A 17,395-nucleotide genomic window follows, 5' to 3' on the forward strand; every position below is an offset into this window, starting at 1 on the left:
CCATTCACGCCCCACAAGCCATGCGCATCCTCGTCCTCAATCCCAACACCAGCCAGGGCATCACCGACCGCCTGATGGGCGCCGCCCTGCCCGCCGCGGCCGCCGGCACCGAGCTGGTGGCGCTCACCGCGCCCCGCGGCTTTCCCTACATCGCGACGCGGGCCGAGGCCCAGATCGGCGGCGCGGTGGCGCTGGAGATGCTGGCCGAGCACCATGCGGGCTTCGACGCGGCCATCATCGCGGCCTTCGGCGACCCGGGTCTCTTCGGCGCACGCGAGCTCTTCGACATCCCGGTGGTCGGCATGGCCGAGGCCGCGATGCTGACCGCCTGCATGCTCGGCCGCCGCTTCGCGATCGTGACTTTCGCGCAGGCCCTCGGGCCCTGGTACCAGGAATGCGTGGAGTCGCACGGCCTCGCCGGCCGGCTGGCCGGCATCCGCATGCTGGAGGGCCGCTTCGCCTCCGTCGCCGACGTGCAGGACGAGAAGGAGGAGCTGCTGGTGGACCTGGCGAACAAGGCAGTGCAAGAGGACGAGGCCGACGTCGTCATCCTGGCCGGCGCGCCGCTGGCGGGGCTCGCGGACAAGGTCAAGGCGCGCATCCCGGTACCGGTGGTGGACCAGATGGCGGCCGCCGTGAAGCAGGCCGAGGCGCTGGCCAGCCTGCGCGTGCGCAAGGCGACCGCGGGCACCTTCAGGCGGCCGGCGGCCAAGCCGGTGATCGGGTTGCCGGAGGCCTTGGCGCGGCGCTTCAACCCTTGACCTTGGAGCCGCATCCGGGTCCCGGCCAAACGGCTCGACCACGTCAAGCGTTGCCGACCCTCACCCGCCCGGCGCCCCCTGTGTATTGACGTAAAGCGCGTACAGCGACTGGCTCGCGGCCATGAACAATCGGTTGCGCGCCGGCCCGCCGAAGCAGAGGTTGGCGCAGCGCTCCGGCAATGCGATGCGGCCGATGGGCGTGGCGTCGGGCGCGAACACCATCACGCCGTCGCGGCCCTCGCCCGTGCCCCAGCCGGCCCACAGGTTGCCGTCCACGTCGCAGCGGAAGCCGTCGGGCGCGCCCTCGGGATCGGCCTGCACGAACACGCGGTCGTTCTCCAGGCGCTGCCCGTCGGCGCTCAAGTCGAACACGCGGATGCGCCGCGGCGTGCTGCCCGACTCGACCACGTAGAGCCGGCTCTCGTCGGGCGAAAAACACAACCCGTTGGGGCGGTCCACCTCGCCGGCGACCACGGTGGCCTCGCCGGTCCGGCCATCGACCCGGTAGACATTCGTCGGCAGCTCGGGCTCGGCCGCATGGCCTTCGTAGTGGCCGAGGATGCCGAAGGGCGGATCGGTGAACCAGATCGAATCGTCGGACTTGACCACGATGTCGTTGGGCGAGTTGAGGCGCTTGCCCTCGAAGCGGTCGAGGATCACGGTGATCGAACCGTCGTACTCCGTGCGCGTCACGCGGCGCGTGCCGTGCTCGCAACTCAGCAGCCGGCCCTGGCGGTCACGCGTGTGGCCGTTGGCGAAGTTGGAAGGCTTGCGGAATTGGCTCACCGCGCCCGTTTCCTCATCCCAGCGCAGCACGCGGTCGTTGGGAATGTCGCTCCACAGCAGGCAGCGCCCGTCGCCGAACCACACCGGGCCTTCGGCCCATCGGAAGCCGGTGGCGAGGCGCTCGACGGCGGCGTTCATCAGCTGGTATTTGGCGAAGCGCGGATCGAGGATCTCGATGGCGGGGTCCGGATAGCGTTGGGCGGGCTGCCACATGGCTGGATTCCTCATGAGTCGGAAGCTCATTGGCTCTGGCGTTGACCGGGCATCCGGATGAAACCATAATGGTTCCATTTTGGTGGAGAACGATATGCCGACGACCTTGACGCTGAAGAACATTCCAGATGCCGTTTACGACCGCCTGAAGCTCTCCGCCGAGGCGCATCGGCGCAGCATGAACAGCGAAGCCATCGTGTGCCTGGAAGCTGCGTTGCGACTGGACAAGGTTGCACCCGCAGAAAGATTGGCTCGCGCACGGCAACTGCGCGCCGTTCTGCCGAAGAGCAAATTCCGAGCGCGCGACATCGATGCGTTGAAGCGTGAGGGCCGGCCATGATCGTGGTGGACTCGAACGTATTGGCTTATCTCTATTTACCCGGCGACTACACCGCAGCAGCCGAAAAGCTATTCGAGCAGGACCCGGACTGGGCTGCTCCTGTTTTGTGGCGCAGCGAGTTTCGGAACATCCTTGCCGGGTATGTGAGGCGGAAGGCCTTCAGCTTCGAGCAGGCATGCAGCATTCAGGCAGAGGCGGAAAGTCTGTTGGCCGGATCGGAGTTCGAAGTCGATTCACGCCACGTGCTCGAACTGGTCCGCGACAGCGACTGCTCTGCCTACGATTGCGAATTCATTGCGCTGGCGATCAAGCTCGACACCCGGCTCGTGACGGAGGACAAGAAGTTGCTGCGCGCGTTTCCGAAGCGGGCGGTCGTGCTTCCGAACTGAGCGCAGCGGCACTACCGCCGTCGCGACACGAACGCGATGATCTCCCCCATGATCCCCCGCCGGAACGCCAGCACGCAGATCACGAAGATCAGGCCGGTGACCATGGTGACCGACTCGCCCAGCGTGTTGAACCACTCGACGGTGGTGATCGCGGCCAGCAGGTTTCCGAACTCGCCGATCTTGTTCTCCAGCAGCACCACCACCGCCGAGCCGACCAGCGGGCCGGAGAGCGTGCCGAGGCCGCCCACCAGCGTCATCAGGATCACCTGGCCGGAAGCGGTCCAGTGCACGTCCGACAGCGTGGCGAAGCCCAGCACCAGCGTCTTGAGCGAACCGGCCAGGCCCGACAGCGCGGCCGAGATCACGAAGGCCAGCAGCTTGAAGCGCGCCACGTCGTAGCCCAGCGAGAGCGCGCGCGGCTCGTTCTCCTTGATGCCCTTGAGCACCTGGCCGAAGGGCGAGTGGATGGTGCGCACGATCAGCAGGAAGGCCGCGACCACGATCACCAGCGACACGTAGTACATGGTGAGGTCGTTCTGCAGGTCGACCACGCCGAAGAGCTTGCCCCGCGGCACGCCCTGCAGGCCGTCCTCGCCGCCGGTGAACTTGGCCTGCAGACAGAAGAAGAAGACCATCTGCGCCAGCGCCAGGGTGATCATGGCGAAGTAGATGCCCTGGCGGCGGATGGCCAGCACGCCGAACAGCCAGCCCAGCAGCGCGCCGGTGAGCGTGCCCAGCACCAGGCCCACCTCCGGCGTGAAGCCCCAGACCTTCATGGCATGGCCGGCCACGTAGGCCGAGCCGCCGAGGAAAGCCGCATGGCCGAAGGACAGCAGGCCGGTGTAGCCCAGCAGCAGGTTGAAGGCCGAGGCGAACAGCGCGAAGCACATGAGCTTCATCACGAACACCGGGTAGGCGCCGAGGAAGGGCGCGGCGACGAGGCCGAGCAGCAGCAGGCCGTAGAGGATGTTGGAGAGCTTGTTGTTCTTCATCATGCGCTGCGCTTCACTTTTCCCTGCCGAACAGTCCGGCCGGGCGGATCAGGAGCACGATGACCATGATCACGAAGACGACGGTGGAGGAAGCCTCGGGGTAGAAGACCTTGGTCAGGCCCTCGATGACGCCCAGCCCCAGGCCGGTGAGGATGGCGCCCATGATCGAGCCCATGCCGCCGATCACCACCACCGCGAAGACCACGATGATGAGGTTCTGCCCCATCAGCGGCGAGACCTGGATGACGGGCGCGGCCAGCACGCCGGCGAAGGCGGCGAGCGCGACACCGAAGCCGTAGGTGAGCGTGACCATCAGCGGCACGTTGACGCCGAAGGCCTCGACCAGGCGCGGGTTCTCGGTGCCGGCGCGCAGGTAGGCGCCCAGGCGGGTCTTCTCGATCACGAACCAGGTGGCGAAGCAGACCACCAGCGAGGCGACCACCACCCAGGCCCGGTAGTTGGGCAGGATCATGAAACCGAGGTCGGTGGCGCTGGCCAGCGCGTCGGGCGTGTCGTAGGGCAGGCCCGAGACGCCGTAGACGGAACGGAACACACCCTCGATCAGAAGCGTGATGCCCAGCGTGAGCAGCAGGCCGTAGAGGTGGTCGAGCTTGTAGATCCAGCGCAGCAGAAGCCGCTCGATCAGCACGCCGAAAGCGCCGACGACGACCGGCGCCGCCAGCAGCATCACCCAGTAGTTGACCCCGAGGTAGTTCATCGCCATCCAGGTCAGCACCGCGCCCAGCATGAACAGGGCACCGTGCGCGAAGTTGATGACGTTGAGCAGGCCGAAGATCACTGCGAGCCCCAGGCTCAGGATCGCGTAGAACGACCCGTTGACCAGCCCCAGGAGGAGCTGGCTCAGCAGTGCAGGAAGGGAAATGGTCATGTATCTCTCGTCCAGGGGGCCGCCGCGCCCGGCCGCCCGTCGCGGCCGGCCCGCTTTACTTCCAGAGCGCGCACTTGCTCTCGGCCTTCGTGGTGAAGACCTGGTCGCCCGGCAGCTTGCTCACGACCTTGTAGTAGTCCCAGGGCTGCTTGGACTCGGCCGGGCTCTTGACCTGCACCAGGTACATGTCGTGCACGAAGCGGCCGTCCTCGCGGATCTGGCCCTTGGCGTAGAAGTCGTCGATCGGGGTCGTCTTGAGCTGTGCCATCACCTTGTCGGCATCGGTCGTGCCGGCCGCCTGAACCGCCTTGAGGTAGGCCATGGTGGCCGAGTAGTCGGCGGCCTGGATGTCGGTGGGCATGCGCTTGGTCTTGTCGAAGAACTTCTTGCCGAAGGCGCGCGTCTTGTCGTCGATGTTCCAGTCCCAGCTGGTGGTGAGCAGCAGACCCTCGGTGTTCTTCAGGCCCAGGCTGTGGATGTCGGTGATGAACACCAGCAGCCCGGCCATCTTCATGGACTTGGTGATGCCGAACTCCTTGGCGGCCTTGATGGCGTTGATGGTGTCGCCGCCCGCGTTGGCCAGGCCGAGGATCTGCGCCTTGGAATTCTGCGCCTGCAGCAGGAAGGAGCTGAAGTCGGAGGCGTTGAGCGGGTGCTTGACGCCACCCACCACGGTGCCGCCCTTCTCCTTGACCACCTTGGCGGTGTCGCTCTCCAGCGCGGCTCCGAAGGCATAGTCGGCGGTCAGGAAGAACCAGCTCTTGCCGCCCTGCGCCACCACCGCGCCGCCGGTGCCCTTGGCCAGCGCCACGGTGTCGTAGGCATAGTGCACCGTGTAGGGACTGCATTGCTCGTTGGTGAGGGCCGAAGTGCCGGCGCCGTTGACGATGAAGACGCGCTTCTTCTCCTGCGCCACCTTCGCCATGGCCAGGCCGGTGCCGGAGTTGGTGCCGCCGAAGAGCATGGTCAGGCCGGCCGTGTCGATCCACTCGCGCGCCTTGGAGGCGGCGATGTCGGCCTTGTTCTGATGGTCGGCCGTGAGCAGTTCGATCGGCTGGCCCAGCACCTTGCCGCCGAAGTCGTCGATCGCCATCTGGATGGCGGTGGCGCCGTTGCGGCCCTCGACATCGGCATAGAGGCTGGACATGTCGGTGATGAAGCCGATCTTGACCTGGGCCTGCGCCGCGCCGGCGGCCAGCGCAAGGCCTGCAACGATGGCCGACAGTGCGAATTTCTTCATGGGGTGCTCCTGTTGTGATGGGCTGTCGTCACTTCCACAGGGCGCACTTGGATTCGGCCTTGGTGGTGAACACCTGGTCGCCCGGCAAGGTCTTGACGACCTTCAGGTAGTCCCAGGGCTTCTTCGATTCGGAGGCGGTCTTGACCTGCACCAGGTACATGTCGTGCACGTAGCGGCCGTCGGCGCGGATCTGGCCTTTGCCGAAGAAGTCGTTGATCGGCATCTTCTTCAGCTGCTCCATGACCTTGTCGGCATCGGTGGTCTTGGCCGCCTCCACCGCCTTCAGGTAGGTCATGGTGGCGGAGTAGTCGGCGGCCTGGATGTCGGTGGGCATGCGCTTGTTCTTCTCGAAGTAGCGGTTGGCCCACTTGCGGGTGTCGTCGTTGAGGTCCCAGTACCAGCTGGTGGTGTGCAGCAGGCCCTCGGTGTTCTTCAGGCCCAGGCTGTGGATGTCGCTGAGGAAGACCAGCAGGCCGGCCACCTTCATGGTCTTGCCGACGCCGAATTCCTTGGCCGCCTTGATCGAGTTGATGGTGTCGCCCCCCGCATTCGCGAGCCCGAGGATCTGCGCCTTGGAGTTCTGCGCCTGCAGCAGGAAGGAGGAGAAGTCCGAGGCGTTCAGCGGGTGCCGCACCGCGCCGACGACGGTGCCGCCTTTCTCCTTGACGACGCGCGCCGTGTCGGCCTCCAGCGCATGGCCGAAGGCGTAGTCGGCGGTCAGGAAGAACCAGCTCTTGCCGCCCTGCTCCACCACCGTGGCGCCGGTGCCCTTGGCCAGGGCCACGGTGTCGTAGGCGTAGTGCACGGTGTAGGGGCTGCACTGCTCGTTGGTGAGGGCCGAGCTGGCGGCGCCATTGTTGAAGTAGACGCGCTTTTTCTCCTGCGCCACCTTGGCGGTCGCCAGCGCGGTGCCCGAGTTGGTGCCGCCGAAGATCATGGTGACGCCTGCCGTGTCGATCCACTCGCGCGCCTTGGAGGCGGCGATGTCGGCCTTGTTCTGGTGGTCGGCGGTGAGCAGCTCGATGGGCTGGCCCAGCGCCTTGCCGCCGAAGTCGGCGATGGCCATCTCGATCGCGCTGACGCCGCCCTTGCCCTCGAGGTCGGAGTACAGGCTGGACAGGTCGGTGACGAAACCGATCTTGACCTTCTCCTGCGCCTGGGCGCCGGAAGCCAGTGCCAGGGCGCCGATGGCCAGCGCGATCGCGGTGAATGAAGTCTTCATGGTGTGGTCTCCTTCGATCGGGTGAAACGGTTGAATGCGTGAAAGGGGGAAGGGAATCAGACGCCGAGCAGCTCGTTCAGAACGGGCATCTTGGCGTCGAGCTCGGAGGCGCCGAAGGCTTCGACGATGCGGCCGTGCTCCATCACGTAGAAGCGGTCGGCCAGCGGCGCGGCGAAACGGAAGTTCTGCTCCACCATGACCACCGTGTAGCCCTTGCTGCGCAAGGTGTGGATCATGCGGGCCAGGGCCTGCACGATCACCGGGGCCAGGCCCTCCGAGATCTCGTCGAGCAGCAGCAGCCGGGCGCCCGTGCGCAGGATGCGCGCCACCGCCAGCATCTGCTGCTCGCCGCCCGACAGGCGTGTGCCCTGGCTGTTGCGGCGCTCGGCGAGATTGGGGAACATGGCGTAGATCTCCTCCACGGACATGCCCTTGTCCGGCCCCTTGAGGGCCGGCGGCAGCAGCAGGTTTTCTTCCGCCGAGAGGCTGGCGAAGATGCCGCGCTCCTCCGGGCAGTAGCCGATGCCGTGGTGCGCGATGCGGTGCGTGGGCATGTGGATGGTCTCCACGCCGTTCACCTTGATGCTGCCCTTGCGGGCGCCGGTGAGGCCCAGGATGGCGCGCATCGTGGTGGTGCGCCCTGCCCCGTTGCGGCCCAGCAGCGTCACCACCTCGCCGGGCTGCACCACCATGTCGACGCCGTGCAGCACGTGCGATTCGCCGTACCAGGCTTGCAGGCCCTTGATATCCAGCGCAGCCACCATGTCAGTGGGCTCCCTGGAGCTGGCCCTCGGTGGTGCCCATGTAGGCCTCCATCACCTGCGGGTTCTTCGAGACTTCTGCGTACGGGCCTTCCGCCAGCACGGCGCCGCGCTGCAGCACCGTGATGGTGTCGGCGATGGTGGAAACCACGCTCATGTTGTGCTCCACCATCAGGATGGTGCGGCCGGCCGAGACGCGCTTGATCAGTTCCGCCACGCGGTGCACGTCCTCGTGGCCCATGCCCTGCGTGGGCTCGTCCAGCAGCATCAGCTCGGGCTCCATGGCCAGGGTGGTGGCGATCTCCAGCGCGCGCTTGCGGCCGTACGGCAGGTTGACCGTCAGTTCGTCGGCCAGTTCTTCGAGGCCGACTTCGGCCAGCAGGGCGCGGGCGCGCCCGTTCAGCGACTGCAGCGTCTTGTCGCTCTTCCAGAAGTGGAAGGAGGTGCCGAGCGCGCGCTGCAGGCCCAGGCGCACGTTCTCCAGCAGCGTGAGGTGCGGGAACACGGCGGAGATCTGGAAGGAGCGGATGATGCCGCGCCGCGCGATCTGCGCCGGGCGCTCGCCGGTGATGTCCTGCCCGTTGAAGAGGATGCTTCCCGAGGTGGGCTCGAGAAACTTGGTCAGAAGGTTGAAGCAGGTGGTCTTGCCGGCGCCGTTGGGCCCGATCAAGGCATGGATGGAACCGCGCACCACCTTCAGATCGACGTTGCTGACGGCGGTGAAGCCCTTGAATTCCTTGGTGAGCTGGCGGGTCTCGAGAATGATGTCGCTCATCTCGCGAGATCGCCCCGGTGCTGGAAGAAGACGTCGTTCATGCGTTACGTATGGGCGCGGCAAGATGGCCGCACGCAACGCATTGTTCACAGCCGCTGAACGACTTGCCTACTGGGGCAAATGCCTACCCCGCCTCTGCGCACGCCGGCCGCGACGCCAGCCCGTTCGGGAGCACCCGCGGAACCGGCTTTGCCGGGCCGCTGGGTGCGCCCCCGGTGAGGGGGTTGGCGGACCACACGAAGTGGGGGAGCCTGGGGGAGAGCTTCAATGCGCCCCTGCGGCGGCATCGGCCGCACCCGGACTGCGCACGGGCTTGGCGAGCCAGACGAAGGGGATCAGGAGCAGGAACAGCACCGCCGACGCGTAGAAGACATCGTTGGCGGCGAGCATGAAGGACTGCTGGTCCACCAGGCGGTTGAGCTGCCCCAGCACCTGCTCCGCGGAAAGACCGCTGGCCGACAGCCCCGCCATCGCGCTGGCGGTGGCCTGGCTGCCCTGGTTCACCGATTCGGCCAGCTGCGCATGGTGCAACGCGGCCCGGTTTTCCCACAGCGTGGTGGCGATGGAGGTGCCCATGGCGCCTGCCGTGATGCGCGCGAAGTTCGACAGTCCCGAGGCGGCCGCGATGCGGTCCGGCGAGAGGCCCGACAGCGTGATGGTCACCAGCGGGATGAAGAAGAAGGCCATCGCGACGCCCTGGATGATGGTCGGGATCATGATGGTCCAGAAGTCCGCCTGGGTGTTGAAGTTGGAGCGCATCCACAGCACCAGCGCGAACACCAGGAAGGAGAAGGTGGCGTAGCGGCGCGGGTCCACCTTGCCGACGGTGATGCCCACCACGGGCGAGAACACGATCGCCAGCAAGCCGACCGGCGCCATGATCATGCCGGCCTGCGTGGCGGTGTAGCCCATGTACTGCTGCAGCCAAAGGGGCAGGATCACGACGTTGCCGAAGAAAAGCCCGTAGGCCACCGCGGTCGCGAGCGCGCCCGACCAGAAGTTGCGGCGCTTGAAGAGCGACAGGTCCACCACCGGGTGCTTGTCCGTGAGTTCCCAGACCAGGAAGAAGGCGAAGCCCACGGCGGCGATCACCGCCATCGCGACGATCTCGGGCGAGTGGAACCAGTCGAGCTCCTTGCCCTTGTCGAGCATGAGTTGCAGCGAGCCCACCCACAGCACCAGCAGGGCGAGCCCGATGCCGTCGATCGGCACCTTGCGGGTGACGCTCTCGCGCTTGCGGTAGATGCCCCAGGTGATGCCGGCCGCGAGCAGGCCCACCGGGATGTTGATGTAGAAGATCCAGGGCCAGGAGATGTTGTCGGTGATCCAGCCGCCGAGCAGCGGCCCCATGACCGGCGCGACCAGGGTGGTCATGGACCACATCGCCATGGCCAGGCCGGCCTTGGCGCGCGGATAGCTCGACAGCAGCAGGGTCTGCGACAGCGGGATCATCGGCCCGGCCACGAAGCCCTGCAGCGCACGGAAGGCGATCAGCATCGTCATGTTCGGCGCCAGGCCGCACAGCCAGGAGCTGACGAGGAACAGCAGCACGCTGGCCATGAAGAGGCGCACCTGGCCGAAGCGCTGCGTAAGCCAGCCGGTCAGCGGCACCGCGATCGCGTTGGCGACCGCGAAGCTCGTGATGACCCAGGTGCCCTGCGTGGAGCTCACGCCCAGGTCGCCGGAGATGGCGGGCAGCGACACGTTCGCGATCGAGGTGTCGAGCACGTTCATGAAGGTCGCCGCGGAGAGCGCGATCGTTCCCCAGACGCGGGCCGCGCCTTCGAGCGGCGGATGGGCGGCAGGGGCCGCGGCGGTCGCCATCGTCCTGCCCTTCCTCAGATCGGGTTGACGTGCGAGCGCGCGTTGGCGGCCGGCGCGGCGGAAGGCTTGGCCGGCGTCTCCGCGACCGCCGGGCTGCGGCCCAGGTTGGCCGCGATGATGCGCTGCACCTCGGCATCCGCGCCCTGGTCGAGCTGGCTGTAGACCTGGGTCTGGGCCAGCGCGGTGGCGCGCGGCGCGTCGGCGAGCATCTTGCCGTCCTTGCCGCGCACGTCGACCTCGACGTCCATCGACAGGCCCACGCGCAGCGGGTTGGCCTTGAGCTGCTCGGGGTCGAGCGCGATGCGCACGGGCACGCGCTGCACCACCTTGATCCAGTTGCCAGTCGCATTCTGGGCCGGCAGCAGTGCGAAGGCGGCACCGGTGCCCACGCCGAGGCCGGCGACGTGGCCGGTGTACTCGACCTTCTTGCCGTAGACGTCGGCCACCAGCTTCACCGGCTGGTCGATGCGGATGTTGCGCAGCTGCACTTCCTTGAAGTTGGCATCGACCCAGAGCTGGTCCAGCGGCACGATGGACATCATGGGCGTGCCAGCGGCCACGCGCTGGCCGAGTTGCACCGTGCGCTTGGCGACATAGCCTTCGACGGGCGCCGGCAGGGCCACGCGCTGGGTCGCCAGGTAGGCCTCGCGCACCTTGGCGGCCGCGGCCTGCACGCTGGGGTGCTCCTCCACGCTGGTGCCGTCGGTCAGCGACTTGTTGCTGGCGAGCTGTTCGCGCGCCGCCGCCATGCCGGCCTGCGCCGCGGCCAGGGCACTTTTCGCGTTGGCCAGCGTGGTCTCGGCATGGTTGAGCTCTTCCTTCGAGACGGCACCGTTGCCCGACAGCGCCTGGCGGCGCTTGAGGTCGTCCTGCGCGCGGGCGATGTCGCTCTGCGCCTTGACGATGTCGGCCTGCCGCAGCGAGACCTGCGCGGCCAGCGCGCCGTTGTTGGCATAGAGCGTGCGCACCTGGCGCACCGCCTGCCCGAGCGCGGCCTCGGCCTGCTCGAGCGCGACCTTGGCATCGGCCGGGTCGAGCTGCACCAGCGGCTGGCCGGTCTTCACCAGGTCGGTGTCGTCGGCCATGATCGCCATCACGGTGCCGCCGATCTGCGGGGTGATCTGGATCACGTTGCCCTGCACGTAGGCGTTGTCGGTGGTTTCGTAGCGGCTGCCGACCAGCCATTCGTAGGCACCCCAGCCCACGCCGGCCACCACCACGGCCGCGGCCAGCACGGTGAGGGCACGGCGGCGCTTGCCGTTGGAAGCCGGCGCTTCGGCCGGGGCGTTCTCTGCGGGTGTGTTGTTGCTGTCCATGGAAAGTCCTTCGGATTCGCGCAATGTGTTCTGTTCAGGGATGACGCGCGGCGGTCTTGCCGGCGTCGGCCGAGGCGGTCGCCGTGGTGTCGGAGGGGGGCTGCCAGCCGCCGCCCAGGGCGCGCGCCAGGCCCACCTGGGTCTCGAAGGCGCGCGCGGCCAGGTCGACGGCCTGGCGGCGCTCGGCCAGGACGGTGGTCTCGGCCGCCAGCACGTTCAGGTAGTTGCCCAGGCCTGCGCCGTAGCGCTGCACGGCGATGTCGTAGGCGGACTCGGCCGCGCGCTGCGAAGCGGCCTGCTCGGCCTGCTGGCGCGCGATCGACTGGGCGCTCGCGACCTGGTCGGCCACGTCGCGCACGGCATCGAGCACGGTGGCGTTGTAGCTCTCGATGGCAGCGTCGAGGTCGGCCGTCTTGCCGCGCAGGTTGGCGCGCAGGCGTCCGGCTTCGAAGATGGGCAGGCGCACGGCGGGGCCCACGCCCCACTGTTCGCTGCCGGCCTTGGTGAGCTGGCCGAAGCCGATGGCGGAGAAGCCGGCGAAGGCCACCAGGTTGATGTTGGGATAGAACTGGGTCTTGGCGTTGGCGACGTCGCTGCTGGCGGCCTCGACGCGCCAGCGCGCGGCGGCGATGTCCGCGCGCCGGCCCAGCAAGTCGGCCGGGAGCGTGGGCTGCAGGGCGATCGGGCGCAGGTTGCCGAGTTTGGGTGCTGCCAGCGAATGCGTGGCACCGGGCTGGCCCACCAGCGCGTCCAGGGCATTGCGCGCGATGGCGACCTGCTCGTTCAAGGCTTCGATCTGCTGGCGCGCCTGCGGCAGGCCGCCTTCGCTCTGGAACTGCTCCAGGCGCGTGTCCAGGCCGGCGGAAACCCGGTCGCGCACCAATCTGAGCGTTTCCTCGCGCTGCGAGAGCGTGCGCCCGGCCACGGCGAGTTGGTCATCGAGGCGTGCCCACTGCACGTAGGCGCGGGCCACGTTGCTGGCCAGCAGCACGCGGGCCGCCTCGGCTTCGGCCGCCGCGGCGTTGGACGTACCGATGGCGGACTCCACGGCGGTGCGGTTCTTGCCGAAGAAATCCAGCTCCCAGCCCGCATTGAGCTGCAGGGTGCCGAGGTTGCGGATGGAGCCACCCAGGGGCGCGGGGTAGATGCCGTTGGCGCTGAACTTCTGGCGCGTCAGGTCGAGCTGCCCGTCGAGGTGGGGCTTGCCGGCAGCGTCGGCCACGCCGACCGCGGACCGGGCTTTGTCGAGGCGGGCGCGCGCCACCTGCAGGTTGGGATTGCCGCGCAGGGCCTGCGCCACCAGGCCATCGAGCTGTGCATCGCCGAAGCCCAGCCACCATTGGCTGTCGACGCTCGGCACGGCCATGGCCGCGGCCTCGCTCGTCAGGCCCAGGGAGGCGGCGTCGCGCAGGCTGGCCTGCGAAGCGTTGTGGCCCATGTCGGCGCAACCGGCCACAAGGAGCGCCGCCGCAGCGGCCAGCGCGGTCAGCGGGCGCCGCGCGAAGTCAGGAAGAGACGCTGTCATTCTTTTCTCCACGGGCCGCGAGGGCCTGTGCGTTGTCGAGCAGGCGGCGCAGGTAGCCCTTGAGCTGCAACCATTCCTCGCGGCTGAAGCCGGCGAGGATTTCGTTCTGCACGCCGCACAGCACATGAGGCACCTGGCGAGCCGCCTCGCGGCCCTCCTCCGTCAGCTCGATGTTGACCACCCGGCGGTCGGACAGGGAGCGCACGCGCCGGCACAGGTCCTTGGCCTCCAGCCGATCGAGCAGGCGGGTCATGGCGCCGGTGTCGAGCTGGCATTCGCGCGCCAGCTCGGCGACCGTGGTGGCATGGCCCAGATGAAGCTTGTAGAGGGGCGCCCACTGCGGGAAGGTCGGGCCGCTGGGCTCCGACATCCGGTTGGCCACGCTCTGCGCGAGCATGGTGGTGATGCGCCGCATCATGTGGCCCACGCTCTCCTCGGCGTTGTAGGACTCGGGGCGGTAGAAGTCGGCAGCCTGGCTCGAGGGATCGGGCTGCAGAGCGGCCGGGGCGGCGGCTGGATCGGTGGCGTCAGGCATGGCGCGAATATTAGTTGCCTCGACAGTAATTGTCAAGGCGACCTTTGAAAGGGCAAGCGTTGGCTAGAATCCAGCCTCATGGTTTCCCCTGCCCCTCCTTCGCCCGCCAGGGCCTCGCCGCGATCGCTGTCCGGCCTGGCCCCGTTCCTGCGCCCTTACCGCGTCCAGATCGTGCTGGCCGGCCTGTTCCTGGTGATGGCGGCGGTGACCACCCTGGTGTTCCCGATCGCGTTGCGCAGCCTGATCGACGGGGGCCTGGTGGGCGCCGACCGCGGCACGCAGGCGATGGCGCTGCGCGGCCACTTCCTCGCCCTCTTCGGCGTTGCCGTGGCGCTGGGTGTTTTTTCGGCGGCGCGCTTCTATACCGTCAGCTGGCTGGGCGAGCGGGTCACGGCGGACCTGCGCAACGCCGTCTATGCGCACGTGCTGCGCCAGAGCCCGGCCTTCTTCGAGACCACCCAGACGGGCGAGGTGCTCTCGCGCCTGACGGCCGACACGACGCTGGTGCAGACAGTGGTCGGCTCCTCGCTGAGCATGGGCCTGCGCAATGCGGTGATGGGCATCGGCGCGCTGGCGATGCTGGTCTGGACCAACCCTTACGTGATGTTCCAGGTGCTGGGCATCCTCGTGCTGGTGGTGCTGCCGAGCATGTGGTTCGGGCGGCGCGTGCGGCGGCTCTCCCGCGCCAGCCAGGACCGCGTCGCGGATTCGAGCGCCATCGCGGCCGAGGTGCTGAACGCGATCCCCGTGGTGCAGAGCTACACGGCCGAGTCGCGCGAGGCGGCCCGCTTCGACGCCTCCACCGACGACGCCTTCCGCACCGCCGTGCGCCGCACCCGGGCGCGCTCGGTGCTGGTGGCCTTCATCATCATCGCCACCTCGGCCGCCCTGCTGTGGGGGCTGTACCAGGGCACGCAGGCGGTGCTGCGCGGCGACATCACGGCCGGCCACCTGGGGCAGACCGTGGTCTACGTGATCATCCTGGCCAGTGCGGCCGCGGTGCTGGGCGAGGTCTACGGCGACCTGCTGCGCGCGGCCGGCGCGACCGAGCGCCTGATGGAGCTGCTGCATGCGCCGCCGGCCATCGTGTCACCGGCCCGGCCCGCCCACTCGGCGCTGCCCGCCGCCGGCAGCACCGTGCGCTTCGAAGGCGTGGGCTTCCACTATCCGTCGCGGCCGGGCACGCCGGCACTGCGCGATTTCAGCCTGGACATCGGGGCCGGCGAGACGGTCGCCCTGGTGGGATCGAGCGGGGCCGGCAAGAGCACGGTGTTCCAGTTATTGCTGCGCTACTACGACCCGCAGTCCGGCCGCATCCTCCTGGATGGCGTGCCGCTGGCGCAGCTGGGCCTGGACGCGCTGCGCGGGCGCATCGGGCTGGTGCCGCAGGACGCGGTGATCTTCTCGGCCAGCGCGCTCGAGAACATCCGCTACGGACGGCCCGACGCCAGCACCGAAGAGGTCCACGCGGCCGCGCGGGCGGCCTTCGCGGACGGCTTCCTGCGCGCCCTGCCCGAGGGCTACGACACCTTCCTCGGCGAACGCGGCGTGCGCCTGTCGGGCGGCCAGCGGCAGCGCATCGCGATCGCACGCGCCATGCTGAAGAACCCTCCGCTGCTGTTGCTCGACGAAGCGACGAGCGCTCTCGACGCCGAGAGCGAGCGCATGGTGCAGGCCGCGCTCGAATCGGCGATGACCGGCCGCACGACCCTGGTCATCGCGCACCGGCTGGCGACCGTGCAGAAGGCCGACCGCATCGTCGTGCTCGACCACGGCGGGATCGTGGAACATGGCACCCATGCCGCGCTGGTGGCGCAGAACGGCGTCTACGCGCGGCTGGCCGCGCTGCAGTTCGGCGCGTAGCCGCTTTCAGGGACGGCATGCATCCTGCGGCGGCATGTCGCGTGGATCACAATGGCTTTCGCATGCACTACGACCTGACCGACCTGCGCCTGTTCCTTCACGTGGGCGAGACACGCAATCTCACGCGAGCCGCCGAGCGCGCCTTCCTGTCGCCCCCCGCGGCGAGCATGCGCATCAAGCAACTGGAGGAAAACTTCCACACGCCGCTGCTGCTGCGCCAGGCCAAGGGCGTGCAGCTCACGCCGGCGGGCGAGCGCATGCTGGAGCACATCCGCCTGGTCTTCAACCAGCTCGAATGCATGCACTCGGCGATGCAGCCTTTTGCCAGCGGCGTGAAGGGGCGTGTGCGGCTGCTGGCCAACAGCACCGCGGCCAGCACCTTTCTGCCCGGGGCGCTGTCGGCCTTCCTGGCGGAGCACCCGGACATCGACATCGAGCTGGAAGAATGCAGCTCGCGCGAGGCCGCGGTGGCCGTGGCCAAGGGCGCGGCCGACATCGCGATGGTGGCGGGGCGCGTCATGCCCGAAGAGCTGGACGTGCTGCCCCTCTACCGCGACGAGCTGGTGCTGATCGCCTCGCCCCTGCTGGGGCCCCGCAAGGACGGGCCGGTGCGCCTGGCCGAGCTGCTCGACAGTTCGCCCTTCGTGGGACTCAACCAGCACAACTCGATCCACAGCTTCGTCGACGGCATCGCGCGCCAGCTCGGCAAGCGCATCAACCTGCGCATCCAGGTCGGCAGCTTCGACGCCGTCTGCCGCATGGTCGAGGCCGGTGCGGGCGTCGCGGTGGTGCCGCTGATCTGCGCGCAGCAATACGGCCTGAAGCGCCTGCGCGTGATGTCGCTCGACGAGAGCTGGGCACGGCGCGACATCAGCCTGGTGCGCCTGCGCTCGCACACCCTGCCTCGTTCGAGCGAGCTGCTGATCGAGCACCTGCGCCAGCAGGTGCGGGCGCTGGCAGGGGGCGAGCGCGTCGACTGACCACGACGCGATGGCACCGGCCTCAGGTCAGCGGCGTGTGCCAGCCCCATTCGTCCGGCACGTTGCGCCGCACGCAGTCGAAGTACATGGCCTGCACCTGCCGCGTGAGCTCGCCGGGCCTGCCGTCGCCGACCGGCAGCCGGTCGATGCCGACCACGGGAATGATCTCCTGCCCGGTGCCGCACAGGAAGGCTTCCTGCGCGAAGTAGAGTTCGCTGCGGTCGACCTCGCGCTGGATCACCGGCCGGCCGAAGCGACGTTCGTACAGCCGGATGATCGAATCGCGCGTGACGCTTTCCAGGATGTTGCTGCCCAGGCTGGGCGTGATGAGCTCGCCGTCGCGCACCATGAAGAAGCAGGCGATCGGCGCTTCCGACACCTTGCCTTGCGGCGTGAGCATCAGCGCACCGTCGTAGCCGTCGGCCTGCGCCTGCAGCTGCGTGAGGCGCGCGTTGTGGTAGTTGGCAGTGGCCTTGATGCGCGGCGGGCTGGCGTTGTCAGAAAGCCGGCTCCACGAGCTCACGCCGAGCTGCATGCCGGTCTCGGCGAATCGGGGCTTGTCGCGCGGCTGCGCCACCGCGAAGTAGCTCACCGGCCCCTTGGTCGCCATCAAGCCGATGCCGGAGATGAACACGAGCAGGCGGATGTACACGTCGGTGTCGGGCGAATTGGCCCGCACCAGGCGCGACAGCGCCTCCTGCATTTCGTCGACCTCGATGCGGCGATCGAAGCGCATCACCTTCATGCCCACCTGCAGCCGCTCGATGTGCTCGCGCAGGCGGAAGAAGCTGTAGCTGCCGTCCTCGGGGCGGCGGTAGGCGCGCAGTCCTTCGAAGACGGTGGTGGCGTAGGTGACGGCGAGCGAGAGGGGATGGATCTTCGCGTCGGCATGGCGAATGATCTCGCCGTCCGACAGCACCCATTCGGGGGTCCACATGCTTTTTTCTTCCTTGTCGTCCGCGCTTGGCGGCTGGGTTCGGGCTT

General features: G+C 68.3%; 17 protein-coding genes. 5 read left to right on the forward strand and 12 right to left on the reverse strand.

Annotated features, from left to right (window positions below; genetic code table 11):
- Positions 1 to 20: 20 nt before the first annotated feature.
- Entirely contained in the window at positions 21 to 761 is a 741-nt protein-coding gene (locus ABEA07_RS03950) for an aspartate/glutamate racemase family protein (protein ID WP_345536022.1), read from the forward strand.
- Positions 762 to 821: 60 nt separating this feature from the next.
- On the opposite strand, the gene ABEA07_RS03955 is transcribed toward ABEA07_RS03950, so the two are convergent.
- A complete protein-coding gene (locus tag ABEA07_RS03955; RefSeq protein ID WP_345536023.1) occupies positions 822 to 1,760 on the reverse strand; it encodes an SMP-30/gluconolactonase/LRE family protein in 939 nt (312 codons plus the stop codon).
- A 94-nt stretch (positions 1,761 to 1,854) separates the two neighbouring features.
- Here ABEA07_RS03955 and ABEA07_RS03960 point away from each other — a divergent pair, with 94 nt between their 5' ends.
- On the forward strand, positions 1,855 to 2,100 hold the full coding sequence (locus ABEA07_RS03960) for a FitA-like ribbon-helix-helix domain-containing protein (RefSeq protein WP_345536024.1): 246 nt from the start codon (positions 1,855 to 1,857) through the stop codon (positions 2,098 to 2,100).
- Positions 2,097 to 2,489, forward strand: coding sequence for a type II toxin-antitoxin system VapC family toxin (locus ABEA07_RS03965; RefSeq protein ID WP_345536025.1), 393 nt, complete (start codon positions 2,097 to 2,099; stop codon positions 2,487 to 2,489). Before ABEA07_RS03960 ends, ABEA07_RS03965 begins: the two co-directional genes overlap by 4 nt.
- Positions 2,490 to 2,500: 11 nt before the next feature.
- Here ABEA07_RS03965 and ABEA07_RS03970 read toward each other — a convergent pair whose 3' ends face one another.
- The 10 genes from ABEA07_RS03970 to ABEA07_RS04015 form a co-directional block, all read right to left on the reverse strand.
- A complete protein-coding gene (locus tag ABEA07_RS03970) occupies positions 2,501 to 3,481 on the reverse strand; it encodes a branched-chain amino acid ABC transporter permease (RefSeq protein WP_345536292.1) in 981 nt (326 codons plus the stop codon).
- 13 nt (positions 3,482 to 3,494) lie between these two features.
- The gene (locus ABEA07_RS03975; RefSeq protein ID WP_345536026.1) at positions 3,495 to 4,370 is read right to left on the reverse strand and encodes a branched-chain amino acid ABC transporter permease; all 876 of its coding nucleotides are present in this window, start codon (positions 4,368 to 4,370) and stop codon (positions 3,495 to 3,497) included.
- A 55-nt stretch (positions 4,371 to 4,425) separates the two neighbouring features.
- A complete protein-coding gene (locus ABEA07_RS03980; RefSeq protein WP_345536027.1) occupies positions 4,426 to 5,610 on the reverse strand; it encodes an ABC transporter substrate-binding protein in 1,185 nt (394 codons plus the stop codon).
- 28 nt (positions 5,611 to 5,638) lie between these two features.
- On the reverse strand, positions 5,639 to 6,832 hold the full coding sequence (locus ABEA07_RS03985; protein WP_345536028.1) for an ABC transporter substrate-binding protein: 1,194 nt from the start codon (positions 6,830 to 6,832) through the stop codon (positions 5,639 to 5,641).
- Between the two features lie 56 nt (positions 6,833 to 6,888).
- Positions 6,889 to 7,596 (reverse strand): ABC transporter ATP-binding protein, encoded by a 708-nt coding sequence (locus tag ABEA07_RS03990; RefSeq protein WP_345536029.1) that lies wholly within the window; start codon positions 7,594 to 7,596, stop codon positions 6,889 to 6,891.
- Position 7,597: 1 nt separating this feature from the next.
- A complete protein-coding gene (locus tag ABEA07_RS03995; RefSeq protein WP_345536030.1) occupies positions 7,598 to 8,368 on the reverse strand; it encodes an ABC transporter ATP-binding protein in 771 nt (256 codons plus the stop codon).
- A 264-nt stretch (positions 8,369 to 8,632) separates the two neighbouring features.
- A complete protein-coding gene (locus tag ABEA07_RS04000) occupies positions 8,633 to 10,192 on the reverse strand; it encodes a DHA2 family efflux MFS transporter permease subunit (RefSeq protein WP_345536031.1) in 1,560 nt (519 codons plus the stop codon).
- Positions 10,193 to 10,206: 14 nt separating this feature from the next.
- Positions 10,207 to 11,508, reverse strand: a complete 1,302-nt coding sequence (locus ABEA07_RS04005) for an HlyD family secretion protein (protein ID WP_345536032.1) — start codon at positions 11,506 to 11,508, stop codon at positions 10,207 to 10,209.
- Between the two features lie 34 nt (positions 11,509 to 11,542).
- Complete coding sequence (locus tag ABEA07_RS04010) at positions 11,543 to 13,033, reverse strand: efflux transporter outer membrane subunit (RefSeq protein ID WP_345536034.1); 1,491 nt, start codon at positions 13,031 to 13,033, stop codon at positions 11,543 to 11,545.
- Positions 13,014 to 13,568: a MarR family winged helix-turn-helix transcriptional regulator gene (locus tag ABEA07_RS04015; protein ID WP_345536035.1), complete on the reverse strand. Its 555-nt coding sequence runs from the start codon at positions 13,566 to 13,568 to the stop codon at positions 13,014 to 13,016. The genes ABEA07_RS04010 and ABEA07_RS04015 overlap by 20 nt, the downstream gene beginning before the upstream one ends.
- 78 nt (positions 13,569 to 13,646) lie before the next feature.
- Between ABEA07_RS04015 and ABEA07_RS04020 the strand changes: the two genes are divergently transcribed.
- Complete coding sequence (locus tag ABEA07_RS04020; protein WP_345536036.1) at positions 13,647 to 15,431, forward strand: ABC transporter transmembrane domain-containing protein; 1,785 nt, start codon at positions 13,647 to 13,649, stop codon at positions 15,429 to 15,431.
- 62 nt (positions 15,432 to 15,493) lie between these two features.
- The gene (locus ABEA07_RS04025) at positions 15,494 to 16,411 is read left to right on the forward strand and encodes a LysR family transcriptional regulator (protein ID WP_345536037.1); all 918 of its coding nucleotides are present in this window, start codon (positions 15,494 to 15,496) and stop codon (positions 16,409 to 16,411) included.
- 22 nt (positions 16,412 to 16,433) lie between these two features.
- On the opposite strand, the gene ABEA07_RS04030 is transcribed toward ABEA07_RS04025, so the two are convergent.
- Positions 16,434 to 17,348, reverse strand: a complete 915-nt coding sequence (locus tag ABEA07_RS04030) for an aminotransferase class IV (protein ID WP_345536038.1) — start codon at positions 17,346 to 17,348, stop codon at positions 16,434 to 16,436.
- Positions 17,349 to 17,395 lie beyond the last annotated feature (47 nt).

It is taken from the genome of Variovorax defluvii (assembly GCF_039541515.1).
Lineage (GTDB): Bacteria > Pseudomonadota > Gammaproteobacteria > Burkholderiales > Burkholderiaceae_C > Variovorax > Variovorax defluvii.